Annotated in this window: 23 protein-coding genes and 1 tRNA gene; 20 read left to right on the top strand and 4 right to left on the bottom strand. The window is 74.0% G+C overall.

Translation table 11 applies throughout. The features are described from left to right. Nucleotides 1-230: 230 nt before the first annotated feature. From FYC51_RS19770 to FYC51_RS19345, 3 genes are read right to left on the bottom strand one after another with little or no spacing between them, the layout of a single operon-like run. On the bottom strand, nucleotides 231-2,354 hold the full coding sequence (locus tag FYC51_RS19770; RefSeq protein ID WP_148734654.1) for a YhgE/Pip family protein: 2,124 nt from the start codon (nucleotides 2,352-2,354) through the stop codon (nucleotides 231-233). After that, nucleotides 2,351-5,278 (bottom strand): MMPL family transporter, encoded by a 2,928-nt coding sequence (locus tag FYC51_RS15300; RefSeq protein WP_187432688.1) that lies wholly within the window; start codon nucleotides 5,276-5,278, stop codon nucleotides 2,351-2,353. The genes FYC51_RS19770 and FYC51_RS15300 overlap by 4 nt, the downstream gene beginning before the upstream one ends. A gap of 10 nt (nucleotides 5,279-5,288) precedes the next feature. Beyond that, on the bottom strand, nucleotides 5,289-5,894 hold the full coding sequence (locus FYC51_RS19345; protein WP_187432687.1) for a TetR/AcrR family transcriptional regulator: 606 nt from the start codon (nucleotides 5,892-5,894) through the stop codon (nucleotides 5,289-5,291). A 97-nt stretch (nucleotides 5,895-5,991) separates the two neighbouring features. Here FYC51_RS19345 and FYC51_RS15295 point away from each other — a divergent pair, with 97 nt between their 5' ends. From FYC51_RS15295 to FYC51_RS15255, 9 genes are all read left to right on the top strand, one after another. Further along, complete coding sequence (locus tag FYC51_RS15295) at nucleotides 5,992-6,180, top strand: hypothetical protein (protein ID WP_148734652.1); 189 nt, start codon at nucleotides 5,992-5,994, stop codon at nucleotides 6,178-6,180. Nucleotides 6,181-6,336: 156 nt separating this feature from the next. Further along, on the top strand, nucleotides 6,337-6,771 hold the full coding sequence (locus tag FYC51_RS15290) for a hypothetical protein (protein ID WP_148734651.1): 435 nt from the start codon (nucleotides 6,337-6,339) through the stop codon (nucleotides 6,769-6,771). Nucleotides 6,772-6,887: 116 nt separating this feature from the next. Further along, nucleotides 6,888-7,562 (top strand): biotin transporter BioY, encoded by a 675-nt coding sequence (locus tag FYC51_RS15285; protein ID WP_148734650.1) that lies wholly within the window; start codon nucleotides 6,888-6,890, stop codon nucleotides 7,560-7,562. Then, nucleotides 7,559-8,776 carry an AMP-binding enzyme gene (locus FYC51_RS15280; RefSeq protein ID WP_148734649.1) on the top strand — a complete coding sequence of 406 codons (1,218 nt, stop codon included), beginning with the start codon at nucleotides 7,559-7,561 and terminating at the stop codon, nucleotides 8,774-8,776. The genes FYC51_RS15285 and FYC51_RS15280 overlap by 4 nt, the downstream gene beginning before the upstream one ends. Continuing rightward, nucleotides 8,773-9,930 (top strand): thiolase family protein, encoded by a 1,158-nt coding sequence (locus tag FYC51_RS15275; protein ID WP_148734648.1) that lies wholly within the window; start codon nucleotides 8,773-8,775, stop codon nucleotides 9,928-9,930. The genes FYC51_RS15280 and FYC51_RS15275 overlap by 4 nt, the downstream gene beginning before the upstream one ends. Then, entirely contained in the window at nucleotides 9,927-10,607 is a 681-nt protein-coding gene (locus FYC51_RS15270; protein WP_148734647.1) for an energy-coupling factor ABC transporter ATP-binding protein, read from the top strand. The genes FYC51_RS15275 and FYC51_RS15270 overlap by 4 nt, the downstream gene beginning before the upstream one ends. 7 nt (nucleotides 10,608-10,614) lie before the next feature. Beyond that, nucleotides 10,615-11,208, top strand: a complete 594-nt coding sequence (locus FYC51_RS15265) for an energy-coupling factor transporter transmembrane component T family protein (RefSeq protein ID WP_148734646.1) — start codon at nucleotides 10,615-10,617, stop codon at nucleotides 11,206-11,208. A 122-nt stretch (nucleotides 11,209-11,330) separates the two neighbouring features. Then, a complete protein-coding gene (locus FYC51_RS15260; protein ID WP_148734645.1) occupies nucleotides 11,331-12,128 on the top strand; it encodes a metal-dependent hydrolase in 798 nt (265 codons plus the stop codon). A gap of 37 nt (nucleotides 12,129-12,165) precedes the next feature. After that, a complete protein-coding gene (locus tag FYC51_RS15255) occupies nucleotides 12,166-13,104 on the top strand; it encodes a 5'-3' exonuclease (protein WP_238476411.1) in 939 nt (312 codons plus the stop codon). Nucleotides 13,105-13,153: 49 nt separating this feature from the next. Here FYC51_RS15255 and FYC51_RS15250 read toward each other — a convergent pair. Further along, nucleotides 13,154-13,229, bottom strand: a tRNA-Lys gene (locus tag FYC51_RS15250). 153 nt (nucleotides 13,230-13,382) lie between these two features. Here FYC51_RS15250 and hisN point away from each other — a divergent pair. From hisN to idi, 11 genes are all read left to right on the top strand, one after another. Further along, entirely contained in the window at nucleotides 13,383-14,168 is a 786-nt protein-coding gene (gene hisN, locus FYC51_RS15245; protein WP_148734644.1) for a histidinol-phosphatase, read from the top strand. Further along, nucleotides 14,165-15,100 carry an LLM class F420-dependent oxidoreductase gene (locus tag FYC51_RS15240; protein ID WP_148734643.1) on the top strand — a complete coding sequence of 312 codons (936 nt, stop codon included), beginning with the start codon at nucleotides 14,165-14,167 and terminating at the stop codon, nucleotides 15,098-15,100. Before hisN ends, FYC51_RS15240 begins: the two co-directional genes overlap by 4 nt. A 244-nt stretch (nucleotides 15,101-15,344) precedes the next feature. After that, nucleotides 15,345-16,454 carry a polyprenyl synthetase family protein gene (locus FYC51_RS19645; RefSeq protein WP_148734642.1) on the top strand — a complete coding sequence of 370 codons (1,110 nt, stop codon included), beginning with the start codon at nucleotides 15,345-15,347 and terminating at the stop codon, nucleotides 16,452-16,454. 25 nt (nucleotides 16,455-16,479) lie between these two features. Beyond that, nucleotides 16,480-17,751: an inositol-3-phosphate synthase gene (locus FYC51_RS15230; RefSeq protein WP_238476410.1), complete on the top strand. Its 1,272-nt coding sequence runs from the start codon at nucleotides 16,480-16,482 to the stop codon at nucleotides 17,749-17,751. Beyond that, nucleotides 17,748-18,620: an SCO3242 family prenyltransferase gene (locus tag FYC51_RS15225; protein WP_238476409.1), complete on the top strand. Its 873-nt coding sequence runs from the start codon at nucleotides 17,748-17,750 to the stop codon at nucleotides 18,618-18,620. The genes FYC51_RS15230 and FYC51_RS15225 overlap by 4 nt, the downstream gene beginning before the upstream one ends. After that, on the top strand, nucleotides 18,617-19,546 hold the full coding sequence (locus FYC51_RS19470; protein ID WP_222863294.1) for a sugar phosphate isomerase/epimerase family protein: 930 nt from the start codon (nucleotides 18,617-18,619) through the stop codon (nucleotides 19,544-19,546). Before FYC51_RS15225 ends, FYC51_RS19470 begins: the two co-directional genes overlap by 4 nt. Next, on the top strand, nucleotides 19,543-20,211 hold the full coding sequence (locus FYC51_RS19465) for an EboA domain-containing protein (RefSeq protein ID WP_222863293.1): 669 nt from the start codon (nucleotides 19,543-19,545) through the stop codon (nucleotides 20,209-20,211). The genes FYC51_RS19470 and FYC51_RS19465 overlap by 4 nt, the downstream gene beginning before the upstream one ends. 3 nt (nucleotides 20,212-20,214) lie before the next feature. Further along, nucleotides 20,215-21,114: a TatD family hydrolase gene (locus tag FYC51_RS15215; protein WP_148734639.1), complete on the top strand. Its 900-nt coding sequence runs from the start codon at nucleotides 20,215-20,217 to the stop codon at nucleotides 21,112-21,114. Continuing rightward, entirely contained in the window at nucleotides 21,114-22,352 is a 1,239-nt protein-coding gene (eboE, locus tag FYC51_RS15210) for a metabolite traffic protein EboE (protein ID WP_148734638.1), read from the top strand. Before FYC51_RS15215 ends, eboE begins: the two co-directional genes overlap by 1 nt. After that, the gene (locus tag FYC51_RS15205) at nucleotides 22,349-23,752 is read left to right on the top strand and encodes an alkaline phosphatase family protein (protein WP_148734637.1); all 1,404 of its coding nucleotides are present in this window, start codon (nucleotides 22,349-22,351) and stop codon (nucleotides 23,750-23,752) included. The genes eboE and FYC51_RS15205 overlap by 4 nt, the downstream gene beginning before the upstream one ends. A gap of 95 nt (nucleotides 23,753-23,847) precedes the next feature. Beyond that, nucleotides 23,848-24,408, top strand: a complete 561-nt coding sequence (idi, locus tag FYC51_RS15200; RefSeq protein WP_238476475.1) for an isopentenyl-diphosphate Delta-isomerase — start codon at nucleotides 23,848-23,850, stop codon at nucleotides 24,406-24,408. Nucleotides 24,409-24,419: the final 11 nt, after the last annotated feature.

Raw genomic sequence — 24,419 nt, 5'->3', positions numbered from 1 at the left:
GAGTACGCGGAGCGCTTCCTCGACATCGTGCGCGAGACCTCGTCACGGCACGGCGTCGAGATCACCGTGGAGAACATGTTCCCGTGGCGCGCCGCCGGCCGGAACCTCAAGGCCTACGCCCCCGGATGGGATCCGCGCCGCATGGACTGCGACGCCGTGACGCTCGAGCCGCGTCGATCGGATGCCGCGCCGGCGTGGCCCACGTACGAGCGCGCCGGCGCAGCATCCGATCAGGCGGTCGCGACCGCGAGCCTGCCCGGCGAGCGCACGGCCCGACGGCGCGCGATGACGAAGGCGGTGCCGAGCGCGCCGAGCACGCCGAACAGCGCGGTCGCACCGACCGCGGCCCAGACGCCCGATCCGCCTGCGCCGGAGACGATGAGCTGCATGCCCTGCACGGCCCAGGTGAGCGGGAGGAAGGGACTGATCGCCTGGTACGGGCCGCTCACGACCTCGAGCGGGTAGAGGCCGCCGGATGCCGCCAGCTGCAGCACCACGAGCACGAGCGACACGATCGTGCCGGCCCGGCCGAGCCACGAGTGCAGGAACGCGTGCACGGCCATGAACGACAGCGCGAGCAGCACCGAGAACGCGAACGTCTGCGGCAGCAGCGACCACTCGACGCCGAGCGCCGTGTGCATGAGCAGCACCACGGCCACGGCCTGCACGATCCCGATGAGCGAGGCGCGGAACAGCGTCCGCGCGACGATCCGCGCCGTCGGCGCCGTGCTCGCGAGCGCTTCGCGTGAGAACGGCCGCCAGATGAGGAACAGCGCCATCGCCCCGAGCCAGAGGCCGATGGGGCCGAGCAGCATGGCGACGACCTGTCCGATCGAGGTGATCTCGTTGTCGCGGGTCGACTCGGAGGTGACCGGCTTCGCGACGACGTCGGCGGTCGCGGCGGCGTCCATGTCGTCGAGCGACGAGGTGCCCTCCGCACCCTGCGCGAGCCCGTCGGCGAGTTCGCCGGTGCCGCCCGCGAGCTGCGACGCGCCGTCCGCCGACGCCTGCGCGCCCGACTGCAGCTGGGTGAGGCCGCCCGCGAGCTCCGTCGTGCCGGATGCCGCGCCCGACGCGCCCGACTCGAGCTCACCGAGACCGCCGGCCAGGCCGTCGACGCCCGACGCGATGCCGTCGGCACCCGTCCGCAGCTGGGCGGACCCGCCCGCGAGCTGGGATGCCCCGCCCGCGAGCTGGGCGATGCCGCCCTGGAGCGTGCCGAGGCCGGCGCCGCCGGCGGCGAGGGGAGGCCCATTGGTGGCGAGGACCGAAAGCCCGTCTCCAGTGCCCTCGACGCCGCTTCGCAGGTCGCAGAGGCCCTGGAGCGGTGCGGGAAGCGGCTCCGTCGCACAGGTGGCGTCCTTCTGGCCGATCGCCTCGGCCGTGGCGGCGACGTTCGAATCGATGAGCGCGAGCAGCCCGGGCTCGAGCTGGCCGTAGCCGGTGTTGAGGTCGGAGACTCCGGTGGTGTAGTCCACGATGCCGGTTCCCAGCGTCCCGAGCTCCGTCGTCTGCGCCGCGAGCTGCCCGAGCCCGCCCGCGAGCCCGTCGACACCCGCGGTGTACTGGTCGACGCCGTCGGCGTAGGCGTACGCGCCCGACGCGGCCTGCGCGGCGCCCGAGGCGGCCGAGCCGACGCCGCCGGCGAGCTGGTCGAGGCCGCCCGCGAGCTCCGAGGCGCCCGACGCCGAGGCGCCGACGCCCGAGGCGAGCTGGCCGAGTCCCGACGAGAGCGAGTCCGCGCCCGAGGCGAGCTGCTGCGCGCCGTCGGCGGCGTCGCCGAGCGAGCCGCCCACCGTGATGAGGTTGCCGTAGAGCCCCTCGAGGTACTGCGTCGTGAGCGCGGTGCCGAACGTCGAGGCGATCGCGTCGCCGACGGTCGAGCCGACGATGCCGGCGAGGTAGCCGTGCGCGTCGTCGGTTCGGATGTCGAGCTGCGCCGTGGTGGGCGCGTCGCCCTGGAGCGAGGTCACCGAGGCCGAGAAGTCCGACGGGATCGTGAGCACCGCGTACGCGTCGCCGTCGGCGAGGGCCTTCGCGGCCTCCTCGTCGTTCGAGATGGTCCAGTCGAACCCGGTGTCGCCGTCGCCGGTGAGTTCGGTGACGAGCTGGCGGCCGGCGAGCACGGGCTGCTCCTCGCCGTCGGGAGTCGTGATGGTGACGAACTCGTCGTTGTTCACGACGATGGCGGGGATCGCGTCGAGGCGCTCGTCGGCGCCGCCGATCGCGCCCGCGACGAGGCCGGCGACCGCGAGCGGCACGGCCACCACGGCGGCGATGAGGGCGGCGCGACGGCCGCGACGGCGCCCGGGGGTCGGGCCGTCGAGCACGGCGGATGCGTCGGGGCGGGTCATCGGAGTGCCTCCTGGGGGCGGGCGACGAGGTCGGGTGCGCCGGCGAGGCCGGCATCGAGGTCGAGCGAGCGGATGCCGCGGACCGCGAAGGCGTCGACGGCGGGGATGGGGTCGGCATCGGCCGGCACGGTGGCGATCAGCACCACGCCGTCGGGCACGAGCCGCGCGAGCGCTGGCCAGAGCCGATCAGCGGGGCCCGAGGCGTCGTCGAGGTCGACGACGACGGCTCCGGGCCGCTCGGCGAGGGCCGCGGCCACCGCGACGAGGGTGCGGTCGAGCGGGTCGAGCGACGCGAACGGGGTGTCGGGATCGAGCGAGCGGGTGCGCCACGCGAGCGGGTCGGCGGCCGCGGTGCGCGCCTCGGCGACGCGGCGGAGGGCGGCCGAGACGGCGGCCCGGCTGGAGTCGAGGCGGTACCACGCGCGAGTGGCCTCGACCCGGGCGGCGACGACGTCGCCCGCGGTCACGCCGGGCGCGGCATCCGTCGACGAATCGGCCACGGCGACGCGTCGCATGACGGCGCCCGCGTCGGTGGGAAGGGGCGCGCCGAGCACCGCGAGCCGGCCGCCGGCGGGCGTGACCCGCCCGGCCAGCGTGGCGGCGACGAGCCGGCGCTCGTTCGCACGGCCGCGCACGACGAGCGCGCCGCCGCGGGGAACGGCCACCGAGAGCGGCCCGATCGGTCCGGCCGGGTCGCCGACGAGCAGTTCGTCGGCGAGCACGTCGGCGTCCTCCGCCTCGGCCCACTCGCTCTCCGCGAGGTGGTGGCGCAGGCCCTCTCCCTCGATGTCGACGTCGGGCAGGATGCGGGCGAGCCACTTCGGCAGCCACCACGCGCCCCGTCCGGCGAGCGCCATCGCGGCGGGCACCAGCGTCATGCGCACGAGGAACGCGTCGAACGCCACGCCGATCGCGAGCGCGAACGCGATGCCCTTGATCGCTCCCGTGCCCTCGGGCACGAACGCGAAGAAGACGAAGAACATGATGAGCGCGGCGGCGGTGACGACGCGGGCGGCGTGCTGGAACCCGTGCACGATCGAGCTGCGCGGCTCCTTCGTCTTCACGAACTCCTCGCGCATGCCCGAGACGAGGAACACCTCGTAGTCCATGGCGAGGCCGAAGAGCACGGCCATGAGCAGGATCGGCAGGAAGCTGAGGATCGGGCCGGGCTCGATGTGCATGAGGTCGGCGAACCAGCCCCACTGGAACACGGCGACCGAGACGCCGATTGCGGCGAACGCGGAGAGGAGGAACCCGAGCGCGGCCTTGATGGGCACGAACACCGAGCGGAACACGATGAGCAGCAGGATGATCGACAGCCCTACGACGATGAGGGCGAACGGCACGAGCGCGTCGGTCAGGCGCTGCGAGATGTCGATCGACACGGCGGTGTAGCCGGTGACGGCGATGGGCGTGCCGAAGTCCTCCTGGATCTCGGGCTCGAGTGCGCGGATCTCCTGCACGACCTGCTTGGTCTCGGGATCGTTCGGCGCACTCTCGGGGATCACCTGGATGATCGCGGTGTCGACCGTCGCGTTGGGCATGCCCTGGCCGACGTAGGCGACGCCGTCGACCTCGGCGAGGCGCGCGGCGATCGCGTCGAGGTCCTCCATGATGTCGGTCGTCTGCGTGATGTCGACCGTCACGACGAGCGGGCCGTTGTAGCCAGGTCCGAAGCCGTCGGCGATCATGTCGTACGCCTCGCGCTGGCTCGAGCCCGCCTCGCCGGCGCCCGAGGGCAGGTTGAGGTCGAGGCTCGCGGCGGGGATCGCGGCGGCGCCGAGGAGGCCCACGACGAGCAGCACGAAGACGATCGGCGCCTTCAGCACGGTGTCGACCCAGCGGCGGCCCATGGTCTTCTTCCCGCCCTCGTCGCCGGCGACGGCGCGACGGTAGGCGCGGCTGCTCGGCTTCGGGATCAGGCGCTTGCCCGCGAGCCCCAGCAGCGCGGGCAGCAGCGTGGTCGCGCCGATGACGGCGATGAGCACGGCGAACGCCGCCGCGACGCCCATGACGCTGAGGAACGGGATGCCGACCACGAGCAGGCCGAGCAGCGCGATGATGACCGTGAGGCCGGCGAACACGACGGCGCCGCCGGCGGTCGCGACCGCCTCGGCCGCGCTCTCCTGCGGATCCATGCCGCGCGCGAGCTGGGTTCGGTGCCGGGACAGGATGAACAGCGCGTAGTCGATGCCGACCGCGAGGCCGATCATGACCGCGAGCATGGGTGCGGTGCTCGACACGGGCGCGAATGCGGCGACGACCGAGATGCCGCCGAACGCGGCCCCGACGCCGACGAGGGCGGTGAGCAGGGGCATGCCGGCTGCGAGCAGCGAGCCGAACGTGATGATGAGCACGACGCCGGCGAAGAGCACGCCGATCGCCTCGGTGATCGTGAGGCCGAAGGTCGTGTCCTGGAACACCTCGCCGCCGAAGGCGACCTCCATCCCGGCGTCGCGCCCGAGGTCGCCGGTCGCGAGCACGGCGTCGATCGACTCCGCAGAGACATCCGTCACCGGACCGTCGAACTGCACCTGGATGTAGGCCGTGCGGGCGTCGTCGGAGACCTGGTCGCCGGCGTACTCGTCGAACGGGCCGAGCACGCTCGCGACGCCGTCGACGTCCTCGAGCGCAGCCTCCATGTCCTCGATGGCGGCGGTGTACGAGGGGTCCTCGACGGATGCCCCGTCGGGCACCTCGACGACGGCCTTCGCCGAGGCGCCGGCCGTCTGGGGGAACACGGCGGCGAGCTGGTCGATCGCCTGCTGGGACTCGGTGCCGGGGATCGCGTACGACTCCTGGAGCTGGCCGCCGAGGCCGATGCCGGCGCCGAGGAGGGCTGCCAGGGCGACCACCCAGCCCGCGAGCACGAGCCAGGCGCGCCGGAAGGCGAAGCGTCCGATGCGGTGGAGGAGGAGGGCCACGGGTCGTCTCTCAGTCGTTCGCGGTCGGTCGGGGGCGGTGGGCGGGTGCGAGCAGCTCGCCGAGCACGGTGTGCAGCGCGTCGCGGACCTCGTCGTCGGCGGGGAGCGTGTCCTCGTCGGCGAACGTGCGACCCGCGGTGAGGAGGAAGGCAGCGCCGCCGAGGGCGATCCCGAAGCGCACCTGGTCGACCACGCTCTCGCGCTCCTCGCCGATGGCGGCGGCCAGGCGGCGCACGGCGGCGTTGGCGCGCGCGATGATCGGCAGCTCGGAGAGGCTCGGCCCCTGGATGAGGAACACGTGCACCGCCTCGCGGTGCTCCAGCAGCATGTCGACGACCCGGTCGACGAGCCTGGCGCGACGGCCGCGGTCGCGGCTGGAGAGGAACTCGTCGAGCACGGTCTCGAACTCGCTGATGGCGGGCTCGATCGCCGCCTCGAGCAGCGCCTCCTTCGAGGCGTAGTGGTAGAGCACGCTCGACTTCGAGTAGCCGGCGTGGTCGGCGATGTGCTGCAGCGAGGTTCCGGCGAATCCGACGGTGGCGAACTGCTCGAGGGCGACCTGCTTGAGCTCGTCGGCCGCGCGCACGCGTGTCGTCGGTTGGGTGTCGGTGGGCATGCCTCGACGGTACTTGACCGATCGGTCAGATCCTGCACGATCGGTCAGATTCACGGATGACTCACAGCCCCTCGTCACCAACCGGTAGCGTGGCGACATGCGCAAGTACCTCTTCAGCGGAGCCGTGTTGAGTGCGATCTTCAGCGGGATCGGGGTCGTCCGCGCGACCGTCGCAGGGCCCAGGGACTGGCGCCTCGCGCTGATGTGGGTCTCGTGGGCCGCGAGCATGGCGATCGCCATCGGCACCGTCGCCGACGAGACGAAGCGCGCCGAGCTGACGGAGTAGCATCATCGCGGAGGTCATCCTCCGTTTCGGCCTCGAACGCCCATGCCGGCGAACGCGGCGTGTCACCGGTGATCCGCGAACCGAGGGCACAGACTGAAAGTGCACTGCCGTACGAGACCCTGACCGTGCGGTCCGAACCACCGAGAGGGGCCTTCGATGTTCCGCCGCTGGCGCCGCCGTGCGAGGCTCGCAGCCGAAGCCGCCGCCCACGCCGCCGCTCCTGCGCCGCGCCCGACCGCGGCCGACCTGCGCGGCGAGCATCTCTTCGAGCTCCTCAACGCGAAGCTCTCGGAGTTCATCGGCCCCGGCGGTTCGTGGGCGCTCGTGCGTCGCACCGACGACGACACCGACCGCATCTTCCACGCGATGCTCACGCACCAGATCGCGGCCGAGCTGACGCGCACGGTCCTCGACGAGCGCGAGGCCGTGGCCGTCGTGGTGCCCGCCGAGGATGCGCCGCTCGCGCTGAGCTGGGAGCCCGCGCCGCTCGTCGTGTGGGCCGACCCCGTGGTGGTGCCCGAGTCCGAGGCGGATGCCGCGTCGCTGCCCTCGATCGGCACCCCGGCCGAGCTCGAGGCCCGCGCCGCCTGACGGCGCTCCAAATTCGACCCCCGATTCTTGTACGGCCGGGTCGAGAAGCCGCTCCCCCGCCTTTCGTAGCGTGAGACCGGGCCACGACGCCCGCAACCACCACGAGAGGGACCCCCATGAGCGCCCCGCAGCACACCTCGCCCGACGCATCCGCCGCCACTTCCACTGACGAGGCTTCGCCGTACGGCCCGAAGCGGCGCAGCACCGCCACCGATCTCGCGCAGATCGCCGTCTTCGCCGCGCTCATCGCCGCCCTCGGCCTGCCCGGCGCGCTGTACCTCGGCGGCACTGCGGTGCCGATCACCTTCCAGACGCTCGGCGTCATGCTCGCGGGCGCCATCCTCGGCGCACGTAAAGGCTTCCTCTCGGTGCTCCTCTTCCTCGCGCTCGTCGCGGCGGGGCTCCCGCTCCTCTCGGGCGGACGCGGCGGCATCAGCGTGTTCGTCGGACCCTCCGTGGGCTACCTCCTCGGCTGGCTCCTCGGCGCCGCCCTCATCGGCCGGGCCACGGCGCGACTCCTGCCGGCGTACCGCATCCTCCCGGCCCTCCTCTGGACGGCCCTCGGCGGCATCGTCGCCGTCTACCTCGTCGGCGTGCCCGTCTTCGCCGCGATCACCGGCACGCCTCTCGGCGTCGCGATCGCCGGCTCCGCGATCTTCCTGCCGGGCGACCTCGCGAAGGTCGTCGTGACCGTGCTCGTCGCGAAGGGCGTGCACCGGGCGTGGCCCGGGCTCATCGCGCCGCGGCCCTGGCCGTGGACTCGCGACGCGGCGGTGGCCCCCGCCGCATGAGCGACTGGCTCGGCGGTTCGCCGCACGACGTCGCCCTCGACTTCGGGGGCGCCGCCGTGCGCTACCGCGAGCTCGCCCGAGCCGTCGGGCGGGTCGTCCTGCCCGACGGCGACGGCGCGGTCGGATGCCCCGCCGGCATGGATCCCGTCGCGCTCGTGGCGACCGTGCTGGCCGCGATCGACCGTGGCCGGCCGGTGCTCGTCGGCGGCCCAGCGAGAGGTGTTCTCGAGCAGCTCCCGGTTGGCACCGAACTCGCGCTGCTGACCTCTGGCTCCTCGGGCGGCGGGTCGGGGCCCCGCGTCGTCGCCCGCACCAGCGCCTCGTGGCTCGCCTCCGCGCAGCCGCTCGCCGACGTCGCCGGTCTCGACGCCCGCGACCGCATCGCCGTGACCGGCCCGCTGCACGTCTCGATGCACCTCTACGCGGTGCTGCACGCGCTGTGGCTCGGCGCGACCGCGGGCGACGACCTCCGCTCGGCGACCGTGATGCACGCGACGCCCACGCGCCTGGCGCGGGTGCTCGACGGCGGCGCCTGCCCACCTGCCGTCGTCGTGGCGGGTGCGGCGACGAGCGACGAGCTGCGGTCGCGGGCAGCAGCGCGCAGCATCCGCCTCACCGAGTACTACGGTGCGGCCGAGCTCTCGTTCGTGCTCGCGGGCGGAGCCGACGGACTCGTGCCCTTCCCCGGCGTCGAGGTGGACCTGCGACCCGGGCCGGCGGGCGACGAGCTCTGGGCACGGTCGCCGTACCTCGCGCTCGGCACCGTCGGCGGCGGGATGCTGCGACGCGACGACGCGGGCTTCGCCACGGTCGGCGACCTGGCCGAGCGCACGTCGTCGGGCGCGATCCGCGTGCTGGGCCGCGGTGACGCGGCGATCACCATCGCCGGCGCTACGGTGCTCGCCGAGCACGTGGAGGCGCTGCTCTGCACGCTGGCCGGCGTGACGGCGGCCGCGGTCGTGGGCGAGCCGCACGAGCTGCTCGGCCAGCGCGTGGTCGCCGTCGTCGAGCTCGCCGACGGGATCGACCTCGAGGAGGTGGCGTCCGCCGCGCGGGAGCGCCTCTCGGCGGCCGAACTCCCCCGGCGCTGGTTCGCACGCGCGCTGCCCCGGACGGACTCGGGCAAGGTCGCCCGCGGTGCCGTGCGCGACGCGCTCGCGACGGGCGAGCTCGGCGCGGGGCATCCGGTCGCGTTCGAGCGGAGCGCCTCGTGAGCGGCGTGCCCGTCATCGTCGCCGCCCGGCGCACCGCGATCGGCACCGCCGGACGCGGGTTCGCCGCGCACACCGTCGACGCGCTCGCGGCACCGGTGCTCGCCGAGGTCGCGCGCGCCGTCGCGCCGGTCGGGCTCCCGATCGACGACGTCGTGCTCGGCAACTGCATGGGCCCGGGCGGCGACGTCGCCCGCGTCGCGGCGCTGCACGCCGGGCTCGGGCACGACGTGCCCGGCGTCACGGTCGACCGTCAGTGCGGCTCGGGGCTCGACGCCGTGCTGCAGGCCGCCTCTCGGGTGCGGGCGGGCGATGCCCGTCTCGTGCTCGCGGGCGGCGCCGAGTCGGCTTCGACCGCGCCGCACCGCTCGTGGCCCCACTCGGGCGAGCGGTACACGCGGGCGCCGTTCGCGCCGGACGGCTTCCCCGATCCCGACATGGGGCCCGCGGCCGATCGGCTGGCCGCCGTGCGCGGGATCACGCGCGCCCGCCAGGACGCGTGGGCGGCGCGGTCGCACGCGCTCGCGGCATCCGCTCGGGAACGCGGCGTCTTCGACGGCGAGATCGTCGCGGTCGACGGCGTGGTGCGCGACGACCGGCCCCGGCCGGGCATGGATGCAGCGCGACTGGCGCGATTCGCCCCGGCGTTCCTCGACCCGGCACTCGGCGCGGCCGCGGCATCCGGACTCGGCACGGTCACGGCAGGCAACTCGTGCGGGTTCTCCGACGGCGCCGCGGCCATGGCCGTCACGTCCGGGGCGGTCGCGCGCGAGCTCGGGCTGCCGGCGCTGCGCGTGCGCGCCGCCGCCGTCGCGGCGGGCGACCCCGCCCTGCCCGGACTCGGCGCCGCACCGGCGGCGCGTGCCGCGCTCAGCCGGGCCGGACTCACGCCGGGCGACCTCGGATTCATCGAGATCACCGAGGCGTTCGCGGCGCAGGTGCTCGCGGTGACCGACGAGCTCGGGCTCGACGAGGAGCTCGTGAGCGCCGACGGCGGGGCCATCGCGCTCGGGCATCCGTGGGGGGCATCCGGTGCCGTGCTGCTCGTGCGCCTCGCAGCGCGCATGGCGGCGGCCGACGACCCGCGCCCCGGGCTCGCGGCGTGCTCGATCGGCGGCGGACAGGGCGTGGCCATGATCGTGGAGCGGGTGGCATGAACGAGATCGTGTTCGAGGGCGTCAGCCACGACTTCGGGGCGGAGCGTGTGGTCGACGACGTGTCGCTCGTGCTGCGGGAGCGGCGCGTGGGCATCGTCGGGGCGAACGGCTCGGGCAAGTCCACGCTCGCGCGCATGATCAACGGGCTCGTCGAGCCGACCGTCGGTCGCGTGCTCGTCGACGGCCTCGACGTCGCCCGGCACGGACGCGAGGTGCGGCGCCGGGTCGGGTTCGTCTTCACGAACGCCGACAATCAGATCGTGATGCCGACCGTCCGAGAGGACGTCGCGTTCACGCTGCGTCGTCACAGGCTCGAGAAGGCGGATGCCGCGGCTCGCGTCGAGGCGGCGCTCGAGCGCGCCGGCATCGCGGACCTCGCCGACCGCCCGGCGCACCGCCTCTCGGGCGGGCAGAAGCAGCTGCTCGCCATCACGTCGGTCCTCGTCGCGGAGCCGGCGATCGTCGTCGCCGACGAGCCCACGACGCTGCTCGACGCCCGGAACGCTCTCCGGGTGGCCGAGCACTTCGACTCGCTCGACCAGCAGCTCGTCGTGGTCAGCCACCAGCTCGAGCTGCTCGAGTCGTTCGACCGGGTCATCGTCATGGAACGGGGGCGGGTCGTCGCCGACGACGTGCCGTCCGCCGCCCTCGACGCCTACCGGGCGCTGATCGGATGAAGCGGGCATGATCGGCGTCTTCCATCCCGGCACTTCGCTCGTGCATCGCACGCCCGCGCTCGCGAAGCTCGGGCTGCTCGCGGTGCTCGTGACCGCCGTGGCGCTCGTGCCGTCGCTCGCGTGGCTCGGCGCGGCATCCGTCGTCGTCGTGCTGCTGTTCGTGCTCGCGCGAGTTCCGTTCGCGCTCGCGTGGCGGCAGGTGGTGCCGATCCTCTGGGTGCTCGCGTTCGCGGTGCCGGTGCAGGTGCTGTTCGGCGGGTGGGAGGCGGCCGCGATCATGGCGGTGCGGCTCGTGATCGCCGTCGCGCTGGCGGCCCTGTACACGCTCACCACGCCGGTGAGCGCGACGCTCGACGCCATGCAGGCGCTGCTGCGACCGTTCCGGCGGTGGATCGATCCCGACCGGATCGGGCTCGCGCTCGCGCTCACGATCCGGTGCGTGCCGCTGCTCGCCGACCTCGTGCGCGAGGTCATGGAGGCGCGGAAGGCGCGCGGCGCGGAGGGATCGATCCTCGCACTCGCGGTGCCCGTGATCGTGCGGGCGCTGCGCACCGCGGAGCACCTCGGCGAGGCGCTCACCGCGCGCGGCTTCGACGACTGAGCCGCTGCTCCGGCGCCGAGTCGCGCAGGCGCCGCGTGCCCTCGTCCCGATGTCTGCCGCTCCGTGCAGACTGGTCGACGGCCTGATCGGCCGAGCACCGGCCGACCGAGGAGCACCACCGCATGATGGGCATCACGCACGCGACGAGCGGCGCCGCGGCATGGATCGCCGTCACCGGTGCGATGCCGATGGTCACCCTCGGGGCGTATCCACTTGACCCGGTCGGCGTGCTCGCAGGCGCCGCGGTGTGCGCCGGCGCCGCGCTGCTGCCCGATGCCGACCACCACAGCGCGACGATCGCGCACTCCGTGCCCGTGCTCGGTCGAGTGGTCACCGGCACGGTCGGCCTGCTCTCCGGCGGCCACCGCCAGGGTGCGCACTCCGCCGTCGCGGTGGCGGTCGTTGCGGTGGCCGCCTGGGCGCTCACGCTGCTCGTCATCGCGACCGAGGAGGTCGGCACGGTCGCGGTGGGCGCCGGCGTCGGCACGGCGATGCTCACGTGCTTCGGCCTGAAGGCCCGCGACTACGTGCGCACGTGGGCGGCCGCGTGGGGACTCGGCGCACTGCTCGGCCTGTTCGTGGCGGTCATCGCGCCCGAGCAGGTCGCGTGGTTCCCGCTCGCCGTCACGGTCGGCTTCGTCGCGCACCTCGCGGGCGACTTCCTCACCACCGGCGGTCTGCCCGGCCTGTTCTGGCCGTGGGTGCCCAGGCCGCCCGAGGTGCTGCATCCGGTGCCCGTGCTGAACCGCATCTGGATGCCGAACGGCTACGTCGCGCTCCCGCTCCTCGGCGACACCGGATCGCTCCGAGAAGCGGCGCTCGGCGCCGTGCTCGGCCTGTACTGCGTCGCGGGCTTCGCCTACGAGGGGATGCGAATGGTGGGGCTCGATGCCCGGCTCGACGCCCTCCCGTTCGGCTGACCGGCCCGATCGCGGTGGTCCGTGGGAGGATCGCCGTGTGGCCGACCGACTGATGCTCCTCGACACCGCGTCCCTCTACTTCCGCGCGTTCTACGGCGTGCCCGACTCGCTGAAGCGCGCAGACGGCACGTCGGTGAACGCGGTGCGCGGGCTGCTCGACATCATCGCGCGGCTCGTCGCCGACTTCGAGCCGACGCACATCGTCGCCTGCTGGGACGACGACTGGCGCCCGCACTGGCGCGTCGAGCTCATCCCGAGCTACAAGGCGCACCGCGTCGCCGAGGTCGTGCCCGGCGGCCCCGACGTCGAGGAGACGCCCGACCCGCTCGAGGCGCAGATCCCGATGATCCGCGAGCTCCTCGCCGTGCTCGGCATCCCCGTCGTCGGCGCCGAGCACCACGAGGCCGACGACGTCATCGGCACGCTCGCGACCCGCGCCGACCTCCCGGTCGACGTCGTCACGGGCGACCGCGACCTCTTCCAGCTCGTCGACGACGCCCGCGAAGTGCGCGTGGTCTACACGGCGCGCGGCATGAGCAAGCTCGAGGTCGTGACGGATGTCACGGTCGTCGGCAAGTACGGCGTGCTGCCCTCGCAGTACGCCGACTTCGCCGTGCTGCGCGGCGACGCGTCCGACGGCCTCCCCGGCGTCTTGGGCATCGGCGAGAAGACCGCGGCGAGCCTGCTGCAGCAGTTCGGCGACCTCGACACGCTCATCGCTGCGGCCGCCGATCCCGAGGCTCCACTCTCGGCGACGATGCGCGCCCGCATCTCGGGCGCGTCCGACTACCTCGACGTGGCGCCGACGGTCGTCGAGGTCGTGCGCGACCTCGTCTTCGAGCCGTTCGACGCCCGGCTCGCGCCGCTCGACCCCGACGCCGTCGCCGAGATCGAACGGCTCGCCAGCGATTGGAACCTCGGCGGCTCGGCGCAGCGCGTGCTGAAGGCGCTCGGGAACGACGTCGCGGGCGCGTAACGCCCCGCGAGACGCGAGGAGCCCGGAACGTGATCGTTCCGGGCTCCTGTGGTGCACCCCCAGGGACTTGAACCCTGAACCCACTGATTAAGAGTCAGTTGCTCTGCCGATTGAGCTAGAGGTGCATGTCATTCTCATGACGCGGCCGGCGTGTCTGCGACAACCCCGAACCGAGGGTCAACGTTATCAGGAGAACCGGCCCTTGCGCCAATCGAGCCGATGACGCGGCGCGTCGCCTCCACGGTCACGGCGACAGGGTCGCCCGATAGCCTGAATCGGTGACCGCCTACGCCGATGACCTCGCGCTCGCCCTCGAACTCGCCGACCTCGCCGACGCCGTCTCGCTCGGCCGGTTCCGGGCCGTCGACCTCGAGGTGCGCACCAAGCCCGACCGCACGCCGGTGACCGAGGCCGACCTCGCGGTCGAGCGCGCGATCCGCGATCGGCTCGCCGAGGCGCGGCCCGACGACGGCATCCTCGGCGAGGAGTTCGGCACCGAGGGCGATACGGCCCGGCAGTGGATCATCGACCCGATCGACGGCACCGCCAACTTCCTGCGCGGCGTGCCCGTGTGGGGCACGCTCATCGCGCTCGCGGTCGACGGCGTGCCCGTGGTGGGCATGGTCTCCTCCCCCGCCATGGGGCGGCGATGGTGGGCGGTCGAGGGCGGCGGCGCCTTCACGACGGACGCCCCGGGCGCCGAGCCGCGGCGCATCGGCGTGTCGCAGGTGGCCGAGCTCGCCGACGCATCCCTCAGCTTCCAGAGCCTCGCCCAGTGGCGGGGCGCGGGCTACCTCGAGCGACTGCTCGCGCTCTCGGAGCGCGTGTGGCGCGACCGCGCCTACGGCGACGTCTGGTCGTACATGCTGCTCGCCGAGGGTCTCATCGACATCACGGGCGAGTTCGACGTGAAGGTCTACGACCTCGCCGCGCTCGTCCCCATCGTCGAAGAGGCCGGCGGACGCTTCACGTCCATCACCGGCGAACGCGGTCCGGGCCACGGCAACGCCCTCGCCACCAACGGGCTGCTGCACGACGTCGTGCTCGCGGAGCTCGCGAAGTGACGGCGCCGCTCGAGCTCTGCATCTTCACCGAACCGCAGCAGGGCGCGAGCTACGGCGACCAGCTCGCGCAGGCGCAGGCGACCGAGCGGCTCGGCTTCGACGGCTGGTTCCGCTCCGACCACTTCCTCGCGATGGGCGGCACCGACCCGCTGCCGGGGCCGACGGATGCCTGGACCACCCTCGCGGGCCTGGCACGTGAGACCCGCGGCATCCGACTCGGCACCCTGGTGTCGTCGGCGACGTTCCGCCACCCGTCGCTGCTCGCGATCCAGGTCGCGCAGGTCGACGCCATGTCGGGCGGGCGCGTCGAGCTCGGCCTCGGCACCGGATGGTTCGCCGAGGAGCACGAGGCGTACGGCATCCCGTTCCCGGCCAAGCGGTTCGACCTGCTCGAGGAGCAGCTCGAGGTGATCACCGGGCTCTGGTCGACGCCGGTCGGCGAGGGCTTCGACTACCGGGGGCGGCACTACACGCTCGAGCAGGCGCCCGGACTGCCGAAGCCCGAGCAGCAGCCCATGCCGATCATCGTGGGCGGCGCAGGACCGCGACGCACACCGAGGCTCGCCGCGCGGTTCGCGACCGAGTTCAACATCGGGTTCCGCTCGGAGGACACGATCGCGGCGGTGTTCGACGGCGTCGAACGCGCCTGCGAGGACGCGGGTCGCGACCCGGCCACGCTGCGCCGGTCGGTCGCCCTGCCCGCCGTCGTCGCGATCGACGACGCGGAGTACCTCCGCCGCCTGACGGCGATCGGCGCCGATCCCGACACGTTCGCCGAGGTGAACATCGCCGGCTCGCCCGAGGCGGCCGTCGAGAAGATCCTGCGCCTGCGCGACCTCGGTGCCGACCGGGTCTACCTCCAGCTCGTCGACCTCCGCGACCTCGACCATCTGGAGCTCATCGCCGCCCAGGTCGTGCCGCACCTTCGCTGACCGCCCGGCCCGCAGGATCGAACCCCCCGATGAGGGGGGTTTTCCATTTCTGCGACCCGGCTTATGAGTGTTGATCAACATATGTTCGATGATTGACAGTGCACTTTCGACGCCATAGTCTGCGGATCAGTACACAAGTCGACAGAACGGTTTCTGCGAAGCCCCTGTCGGTCGCTCTGACGCGAAGCCGCGACGGGATACTCCGTCGCGCGCTCGCGCCCTGTCACCGTCGACGGAGGATCGCATGTCCCGTGCACCGGCAACCGCCCCCGCCGGCCCGGCTGCGATCGGAGCCGCGCTCGCCGCGCGCGTCGAGCGGTTCATGGCGCAGGCGCCGCTGTTCGCGGCCGAGCTGTGGGGCGAGGTGGGTCGCCGGTCGGCCGCCGCGGGGCCCGAGATGTCCGACCTCGTCGACGCCGCACGCGCTGCCGACGGCGGCAAGTACGTTCGGCCCCGGCTCGTCGCCACCGCGTTCTTCGGACTGGACGGCGACGACGAGGCGCTGCTCCGTCGCGTGGCCGGTGCGCAGCAGCTGCTGCACCTCGGGCTCTGCATGCACGACGACGTCATCGACGGCGACCGCGTGCGCCACGGCCGCCCGAACGTCGTCGGCCTCGGCGAGCGCGACGCGAGCGCGGCCGGACTCGATGCATCCGCCGCTGCACGCCAGGGCGCGGCATCCGGGATCCTCGCGGGCGACCTGGCCCTCAACGGGGCGGTGCTCGCGCTCCTGACCGCCCCGACGGCCGTCACCACCCGCCTCCGACTTGCCGAGGCCGCACTCGACGCCGTCGAGCGCACCATCGCGGGCGAGCTCCTCGACGTCCGCTCCGAGCTGGTCACGCCGGCGAGGTCGCAGCCGCTCCAGGTGGCGCTCCTGAAGACGGCGTCGTACAGCGTGACGCTCCCCCTCACGCTCGGCGCCATCGCCGCCGGGGCCGACGACGCCGCGACGCTGGCGGCGCTCGAGCGCGTCGGCTCGGCGTTCGGCATCGCGTACCAGCTCAGCGACGACGACCTCGGCCTGTTCGGGGCGCCCGCCGTCACGGGCAAGTCCGCCCTGTCCGACCTGCGCGACGGCAAGCGCACCGAGCACATCCGGCTCGCGCATGCCCGTGCGTCCGAGGCCGACCGCGACCTCATCGACGAGGTGCTCGGCCGGTCGGATGCGAGCGAACGGGATGCCGCGCGCGTCCGCGCCGTCGTCGCCGCAACGGGCGCCCGTGCCGCCGTTCACGATCTCATCGACCGGCATCTCGACCACGGCGTCCGCGTCGCCGCCGACGACCTGCCGCCCGCGCTCGCCGGGCATCTCGCCGACCTCGCCCGCACGCTCCGCACCCGCGAGCGCTGATCCGACCCACGTAGGAGGAGACACCGTGACCATCACCCCCGACGAGCTGCACGACACCGCGACGGATGCCGCGTGGACCCGAGGCCGGGTCGGCCTCTGGCTCATCGGCGCCCGCGGCTCCGTCGCCACCACCGCCGCCGTGGGCGTGCAGGCGCTCGCCGCGCGGATCGCCCCGCCCACCGGATGCGCCACGGCGGGACCCGGCTTCGCGGGCGTGCCGCTGCCCGGATTCGACCAGATCGTGATCGGCGGCCACGACGTGAGCACCATGCCGATCGCGCGTCGGGCCGAGGCGCTCGCCGACGTGGGCATGCTCCCCGCCGGCGTGGTCGCCGAGGCGCACCGGGCGCTCGGGGCGATCGACGCCGAGATCCGGCCGGGCTACGACCCGGCCACCGACACCGGGTCGCAGGCCGACGCGGTGCGTCGCCTGAGCGACGACATCACCGCGTTCCGCGCTCGTCACCACCTCGCGCACGTGGTCGTCGTCGACGTCTCGTCCACCGAGGCGCTGCCCGAGGACCGACCCGAGTTCCACGACCCCGAGCTGCTCGTCGCCGCACTCGCGGATCCCGAGCAGCAGATCCTCCCCGCGAGCTCGGTCGCCGCGCTCGCCGCCGTGGAGTCGGGCAGCGCCTACGCCTGCTTCACCCCGTCGACGGGGCTCTGGCTCCCCGCGCTCCTGACGATCGCCGAGCGCCGCGGCATCCCGTACGCCGGGCAGGACGGCAAGACCGGCGAGACCCTGCTGCGCACCGTGCTCGCGCCGATGTTCACCGAGCGCGGCATGCACGTGCGCTCGTGGGCCGGCACGAACCTGCTGGGCGGCGGCGACGGCGCGACGCTCGCCGACCCCGAAGCCGTGCGCAGCAAGCTCGTCTCGAAGAACCGCGGGCTCATCAGCCTCGTCGGCGACCACGTCGTGGCCCCGCTCCACATCGACAACGTGCCCGACCTCGGCGACGTCAAGACGGCCTGGGACCACGTGCACGTCGAGGGCTTCCTCTCGACGCGGATCACGCTGCAGACCACGTGGAGCGCCTACGACTCCATGCTCGCGGCTCCGCTCGTCATCGACCTCGCCCGCCTGCTCTCCCTCGCCGACGCCGCCGGCCACCACGGCGTGCTCCCGGCCCTCGGCTTCTTCTTCAAGGACCCGTGGGGCAGCGACGTCCACGCGTTCGCCGACCAGGCGACGGCGCTGCGCTCATGGGCGTCGGAGACCGGGCTCGCGGTCGCCGCGACGTCAGTGCCCGCAGCGGCCGCGCCTGCGGTGGCGATCGGCGGCGCACGGTGACCACCGTCCGTGACGTGCTCGAACTCGTTCGGGCGCCCGCGGCGCTCACCGTGCTCGGGGACACCGCGGTCGGCGCGCACGCGGCATCGGGCGGGTTCGGCCGACGAGGCTGGCTCCTCCCGCTCGCATCGGCGGCGATCTACAGCGGCGGCATGGCGCTCAACGACTGGGCCGACCGTGACGTCGACGCCGTCGAGCGGCCCGAGCGGCCGATCCCCTCGGGCCGCGTGCGCCCGAAGCAGGCGCTCGCGGTCGCGGCCGCCTGCGGCGTGGCCGGCCTCGCGCTCGCGGCCGCGGGCGGCGGGCGCCGCTCGCTGGCGGTCGCCGTGCCGCTCGTCGCGGCCGTGGTCGCCTACGACGTCGTGGCGAAGCCCACGGCCGCCGGCCCGCTCGTGATGGCGGCGTGCCGCGCGCTCGACGTGATGATGGGCGCGCGCGGGTCGTCGCGCGCGCTCCCCGCCGCGCTCACGATCGGCACGCACACGGCGGGCGTCACCGCGCTCTCGCGCGGCGAGGTGCATGGCGGGTCGGCGGCCGAGGTCGGCACGGCCCTGGCCGCCACGGGCGCCGCCGCGGCATCCGTCGACGGCGTCGCACCCTCGGTGCAGACGCCCCTCGCGCGTGCGGCGGGGGCGGCCGGGGCGGCGGGCTACCTGGTGTCCGCCCTCCCGAGCCAGCTCGCCGCCGCCGACGACCCCTCGCCCGCCCGAGTGCGCGATGCGACGCGCACCGGCATCGGCTCGGTCGTGCCGCTGCAGGCGGCGCTCGTCGCCCGGAGCGGATCCCTCGCCGTCGCGCTCGGCCTCACCGCGCTCGACGGCGCACGTCGACTGCTCATGGCGCGCCGTCGTGCGGGAGACGTGACATGAGGCCCTTCCAGCCCGTGTCCGCATTCGCCGGCTCGGCTGCGAAGCTCCCCGGCTCAGCCGGGTCGCTCGCCGAGCCGGGCCTGCCGGACGCCGTCTTCACGGTCGGCTACGGCACGAACGGGTTCGCCGACCACGCACTCGATGACGCGGTGCTCGTGCTCGACCGCCTCGGCTACCGGGCGCTCGCGCTCACGCTGGGGCATCCGCACCTCGACCCGTTCGCGGCCGACGCCGACCGCGTGGCGGCCCGCCTGCGCCGACGGCTCGACGACCTGGGCTGGCGCGTCGTCGTCGAGACGGGCGCGCGCTACACGCTCGACCCGTTCCGCAAGCACCGGCCCAACCTGCTCGACGACGATGCGAGCCTGCGCGAGGTGTTCCTGCGCCGGGCCGTCGACCTCGCCGCCGTGCTCGGGGCGGAGTGCGTGTCGCTGTGGTCGGGCGTGCTCCCCGACGAGGTGTCGCCCGAGCAGGGCGGCGATCGGCTGCGCGAGCGCCTCGACAGCCTCGTGGCGCACGCCGCGGCATCAGGTGTCGACCTCGCGTTCGAGCCCGAGCCGGGCATGCTCGTCGAGACCGTCGCCGACGCGCTGCGCCTCCGGCACGACCTCGGCGACCCGCCGGCGCTCGGCCTCACGGTCGACCTCGGGCACTGCGTGGTCGTGGAGCCCGAGGGCGTCGTCGGAGCCCTCCGCGCGGCCGGGCCGCTGCTGCGCAACGTGCAGGTCGACGACATGCTCCCCGCCGCGCACGAGCACCTCGAGCTCGGGCACGGGGTGCTCGACCTCGCGGCCGCGCTGCGCACCCTCGACGAGCTCGACTACGACGGGATCGCCGCGATCGAGCTCCCGCGACACGCCCACGACGCGCCCGCCGTCGCGGCGCGCTGCATGACCGCACTCCACGACGCCTGGGAGGCACGATGAACGACGGATGGATCACCGAGGGCGTCGCGGCGGTCGCCGCCGAGCCCGCCCGCATCGCCGAGCTCTTCCCAGCCGCGGGTCGAGCGGTGGGCCGCGAGCCCGTCGATCCCGACGGCGACCCGCTCGGGCTCGTGCACGGCACGCTCGACGACCGGGCCCGCGAGGAGCTGGTCTCGGCGCTGCTCGCCGCACTGCCGCCGGCGGATGCCGCGCGCGAGCTCGGCGACCTCTACCGCTACGGCGACGACGCCGAGCGGCGCGGAGTCCTGCGCGGGCTGAGTGCCGCCGACCCCGACGCCGAGCGGATCGTGACCGCGGGGCTCGACCTCGTCGCCGACGCGCTCCGCACCAACGATCCACGCCTCGTCGCGGCCGCGCTCGGGCCGTTCGGCGCACGCCACCTCGACCAGCACGCGTGGCGGCACGGCGTGCTGAAGGTCCTCTTCATGGGCATCCCGCTCGACGCGATCGCCGAGGTCGACCGACGCACAGACGACGAGCTCACGCGCATGGCCGCCGCCCTCGTGGCCGAGCGCCGCGCGGCATCCCGCGACGTCACCGACGACATGGCGCGCCTGGCGGGCGGCGACCGCCTCGCAGGCGGCGACCGCCCGATCGCAGACGACCACACGACCACCGCCCACGACCACGAGCAGGAGGACTGACCCGTGCGCATCTTCGACCCGCACATCCACATGACGTCGCGCACCACGAACGACTACACCGCGATGTACGACGCCGGCGTGCGCGCGGTCGTCGAGCCCTCGTTCTGGCTCGGGCAGCCGCGCACCAACGTCGGCAGCTTCGCCGACTACTTCGACGCGCTCATCGGCTGGGAGCGGTTCCGGGCGGCGCAGTACGGCATCCGCCACCACGCCACCATCGGCCTGAACCCGAAGGAGGCCAACGACCCGCGCTGCCGCGAGGTGCTGGGCCTCCTCCCCCGCTACCTCGCGAAGGACGGCGTCGTCGCCGTCGGCGAGACCGGCTACGACTCGATGACCCCCGCGGAGGACGAGGCGTTCGCCGCGCAGCTCGAGCTCGCCGACCGCTTCGGGCTCCCCGCGCTCGTGCACACGCCGCACCGCGACAAGGCCGCCGGCACGCTGCGCACGCTCGACGTCGTGCGCGAGTCGGGCCTCGCCCCCGAGCGGGTCGTCGTCGACCACCTCAACGAGATGACCGTGCGCGCGGTGGCCGAGAGCGGCTGCTGGATGGGCTTCTCCATCTACCCCGATACGAAGATGGACGAGCGCCGGTTCGTCGCGATCCTGCAGGAGTACGGCACCGAGCGGATGCTGGCGAACAGCGCCGCGGACTGGGGCCACTCCGACCCGCTGAAGACGCGGGCCACCGCGGAGGCGATGCTCGAGGCCGGGTTCACGCTCGACGACGTCGACGCGGTGCTCTGGCGGAACCCCGTCGCGTTCTACGGGCAGAGCGGGCGCCTGAACCTCGACCCGGTGCCCGGCTTCGAGGCGGATGCCGCGGATGCCGCAGACGCGGCGTTCGCCGGAGCCGGTGCGACCTTCGAGGGCAACTCGGTGCTGCGAGGGGTGCGCGCCTGATGGAGCTCTCGTACTGCACCAACGTGCACCCCGCCGAGGACCTCGACGGCGTGCTCGCGCAGCTCGACGCGTACGCGGGTCCCGCCCGGCGCGCCGCGGGCCTCGAACGGCTGGGCGTCGGCCTGTGGCTGCCGGCCGACCTCGCCAGGCGCCTCGCGGCCGACCCCGAGGCGCGCGATCGCCTGCGCGCCGGGCTCGAGGCGAACGGCCTCGAGGTCCGCACGATCAACGCGTTCCCGTACGCCGCGTTCCACGCCGACGTCGTGAAGCTCGACGTGTACCGGCCCGACTGGACCGACACGCGCCGCGCCGACTACACCCTCGACTGCGCCGCCGTGCTCGCGGAGCTCCTGCCGCCCGGCGGGTCGGGCAGCATCTCGACGCTGCCGCTCGGGTGGCGCACGCCATGGACCGCCGACGACGACGCCCGCGCGACCGCCGCGCTGCGCCGCGTCTCGAACGGCCTCCGCGACCTGCGCGAGCGCACCGGCCGCACCGTGCGCCTCGCCATCGAGCCCGAGCCGGGCTGCGTGCTCGACACCGTGGCCGATGTCGTCCGCTGGCTCGGCCCCCGACTGCGGGCGACCGGGACCGAAGCCGAGACGGATGCCGCGCCCGGCCGTCGTGCCGACGGCATCGACCCCGAGCACGTCGGCCTCTGCCTCGATGCCTGCCACCTCGCGGTCTCGTTCGCCGATCCGACCGCGACCGTGCGCCTCGTGGAGGCGGCCGGCATCCGGATCGTGAAGGTGCAGGCCTCGGCGGCGCTCCACGTCGACGACCCCGCCGACCCGGTGAGCCGCGCGGCCGTCGCCGCCTTCGTCGAGCAGCGGTACCTGCACCAGACGCGCGAGCTCGGCGCCGACGGCGCCGTCACCCCCGTCGACGACCTGCCGGAGGCACTCGACGACCTCGCGGGAGACGGCCCCTGGCGCGTGCACTTCCACGTGCCGCTGCACCTCGCTCCGACCCCGCCGCTGACGGCGACCACCGACGTGCTGCGCGAGGCTGTCGCTGCCGCGCGCGCGACGGCGCACGGCGACGAGGCGCACCTCGACATCGAGACCTACACGTGGTCCGTGCTGCCCGGCGGCGTCGACGACCTCGTCGGCGGCATCGCCGCCGAGCTGCGCTGGGCGGTCGAGGAACTGCTCAGCGACGACGAGGCGGCCGCCGTGGCATCCGCTCGCACGCCCGCCGCCGCACTCGCCGCCGCGCTCGAGGAGGTCGCCTCGTGACCCGCGTGCTCCTGCTCGACGTCGTCGGCCTCACCGAGCATGCGCTCGCGCACATGCCGCGCCTGCGGGCGATGGCGGCCGGCGGCGTGCAGTCTCGGCTCGGCACGGTGCTGCCCGCGGTCACCTGCAGCGTGCAGTCCACGATGCTCACGGGGCTCGCGCCGGCGCAGCACGGCATCGTGGGCAACGGCTGGTACCTGCGCGACATCGGCGAGGTGAACCTCTGGCGGCAGCACAACGCGCTCGTCGGCGGCGAGAAGGTCTGGGAGACTGCACGTCGCGCCGATCCGGCCTTCACGGCCGCGAACGTCGGCTGGTGGTACGCGATGGGCGCGAGCACCGACATCACGGTGACACCGCGGCCGATCTACCACGCCGACGGACGCAAGTCGCCCGACGCCTACACGCGTCCGCCCGCGCTGCACGACCGGCTCACCGAGGAGCTCGGCACGTTCCCCCTCTTCCACTACTGGGGCCCGACGGCGTCGATCCGCTCGAGCCGCTGGATCGTGGAGGCGACGCGCATCCTGCTGCGCGAGCAGGCCTCCGACCTCGTCATGGCGTACCTGCCGCACCTCGACTACGACCTGCAGCGCTTCGGGCCCGACTCCCCCGAGGCGGACCGCGCCGCCGCCGACCTGGATGCCGCGCTCGCGCCGCTCCTCGACGACGCGCTCGCGCTCGGGGCATCCGTCGTCGCCGTCGCCGAGTACGGCATCGCACGGGCCGACCGACCCGTCGACGTCAACCGGATGCTGCGTGCCGAGGGCCTGCTCGAGGTGCACGAGCAGCAGGGACGCGAGCTCCTCGACCCGCTCACCTCTCGGGCGTTCGCCGTCGCCGACCACCAGGTCGCCCATGTCTACGTGGCGGACTCGGCCGACGTGCCGCGCGTGCGGGACCTGCTCGAGCAGTTGCCCGGCGTCGACGAGGTGCTCGACCGCGAGCAGCAGGCCCGGTACGGACTCGACCACGAGCGATCGGGCGAGCTCGTCGCGATCGCCGAGCCCGGCGCGTGGTTCACCTACTACTACTGGCTGGACGACGAACGCGCCCCCGACTTCGCGCGCGGCGTCGAGATCCACCGCAAGCCGGGGTACGACCCCGCCGAGCTCTTCCTCGACCCGGCCGACCCGCTCGTGAAGCTGCGCGCGGGCATGAACCTCGTGCGCAAGAAGCTCGGGCTGCGGTACGCGATGAACGTGATCCCGGTGGATCCGTCGTGCGTGCGCGGCACCCACGGCCGGCTGCCCGAGTCGGCGGACGACACGCCGCTCCTCATCTGCTCGGACGCATCGCTGCCGTTCTGGGACGCCGCGCCCGAATTGGTGCCGGCCGCCGGCGTGCGCGACCTCGTGCTGCAGGCAGCGCGGGTGGCCGGGGCGGCGGTGCCGCGGTGAGCACGCGCGCGGGCGTCGCCACGAGGGTCGGCGCGGCAGGCTTCGAGGCAGCGGCTGGCGCCGACGCCGAGGTCACCGCCGACGCCGACGTCGAGCTGGTCGTGCTGCTCGACGACTCGGGCGCCCCGATCGGCACGGCCGACAAGCGGCTCGTGCACGGACCCGACACCCCGCTGCACCTCGCCTTCTCGTGCTACGGCTTCGACGCCGACGGCCGGATGCTCCTGACCCGCCGCTCCCTCGCGAAGCGCACCTGGCCCGGGGTCTGGACGAACGCGTGCTGCGGCCATCCGGCCCCCGGCGAGGACGTCGAGGACGCCGTGGTCCGCCGCGTGCGTCGGGAGCTCGGCGTGGAGCCGCACGATCTCCGGCTCGTGCTGCCCGACTTCCGCTACCGCGCGGTGGCGCCCGACGGCACCGTCGAGCACGAAGTGTGCCCCGTCTTCGTCGCGGAGCTGCCGACCACGCTCGCGCCCGACCCCGACGAGGTGCTCGAGTGCGCCTGGGTCGCGCCGTCGGCGTTCCTCGAACTCGCCGAGACCGCGCCGTTCCTGCTCAGCCCGTGGAGCGTGCTGCAGGCCGCCGAGTTCCGTCGTGGGAGCGCGCTCACGCCGATCGATCCGGCAAGCGCCTTCCGAGAACCTGCCGACCACTGACCATCGAGCGC

The sequence above is a fragment of the Agromyces mariniharenae genome (genome assembly GCF_008122505.1).
GTDB lineage: Bacteria > Actinomycetota > Actinomycetes > Actinomycetales > Microbacteriaceae > Agromyces > Agromyces mariniharenae.
Note: the sequence above shows the minus strand (reverse complement) of the source record. Positions and strands in the feature narration are given on the sequence as shown.

Bases quoted from the DNA above. Each gene is read 5' to 3' on its own strand.
- FYC51_RS19770 (WP_148734654.1), bottom strand. From the start codon at position 2,354: ATGACCCGCCCCGACGCATCCGCCGTGCTCGACGGCCCGACCCCCGGG.
- FYC51_RS19345 (WP_187432687.1), bottom strand. From the start codon at position 5,894: ATGCCCACCGACACCCAACCGACGACACGCGTGCGCGCGGCCGACGAG.
- FYC51_RS15295 (WP_148734652.1), top strand. From the start codon at position 5,992: ATGCGCAAGTACCTCTTCAGCGGAGCCGTGTTGAGTGCGATCTTCAGC.
- FYC51_RS15290 (WP_148734651.1), top strand. From the start codon at position 6,337: ATGTTCCGCCGCTGGCGCCGCCGTGCGAGGCTCGCAGCCGAAGCCGCC.
- FYC51_RS15285 (WP_148734650.1), top strand. From the start codon at position 6,888: ATGAGCGCCCCGCAGCACACCTCGCCCGACGCATCCGCCGCCACTTCC.
- FYC51_RS15280 (WP_148734649.1), top strand. From the start codon at position 7,559: ATGAGCGACTGGCTCGGCGGTTCGCCGCACGACGTCGCCCTCGACTTC.
- FYC51_RS15270 (WP_148734647.1), top strand. From the start codon at position 9,927: ATGAACGAGATCGTGTTCGAGGGCGTCAGCCACGACTTCGGGGCGGAG.
- FYC51_RS15265 (WP_148734646.1), top strand. From the start codon at position 10,615: ATGATCGGCGTCTTCCATCCCGGCACTTCGCTCGTGCATCGCACGCCC.
- FYC51_RS15260 (WP_148734645.1), top strand. From the start codon at position 11,331: ATGATGGGCATCACGCACGCGACGAGCGGCGCCGCGGCATGGATCGCC.
- FYC51_RS19645 (WP_148734642.1), top strand. From the start codon at position 15,345: ATGTCCCGTGCACCGGCAACCGCCCCCGCCGGCCCGGCTGCGATCGGA.
- FYC51_RS19470 (WP_222863294.1), top strand. From the start codon at position 18,617: ATGAGGCCCTTCCAGCCCGTGTCCGCATTCGCCGGCTCGGCTGCGAAG.
- FYC51_RS19465 (WP_222863293.1), top strand. From the start codon at position 19,543: ATGAACGACGGATGGATCACCGAGGGCGTCGCGGCGGTCGCCGCCGAG.
- eboE (WP_148734638.1), top strand. From the start codon at position 21,114: ATGGAGCTCTCGTACTGCACCAACGTGCACCCCGCCGAGGACCTCGAC.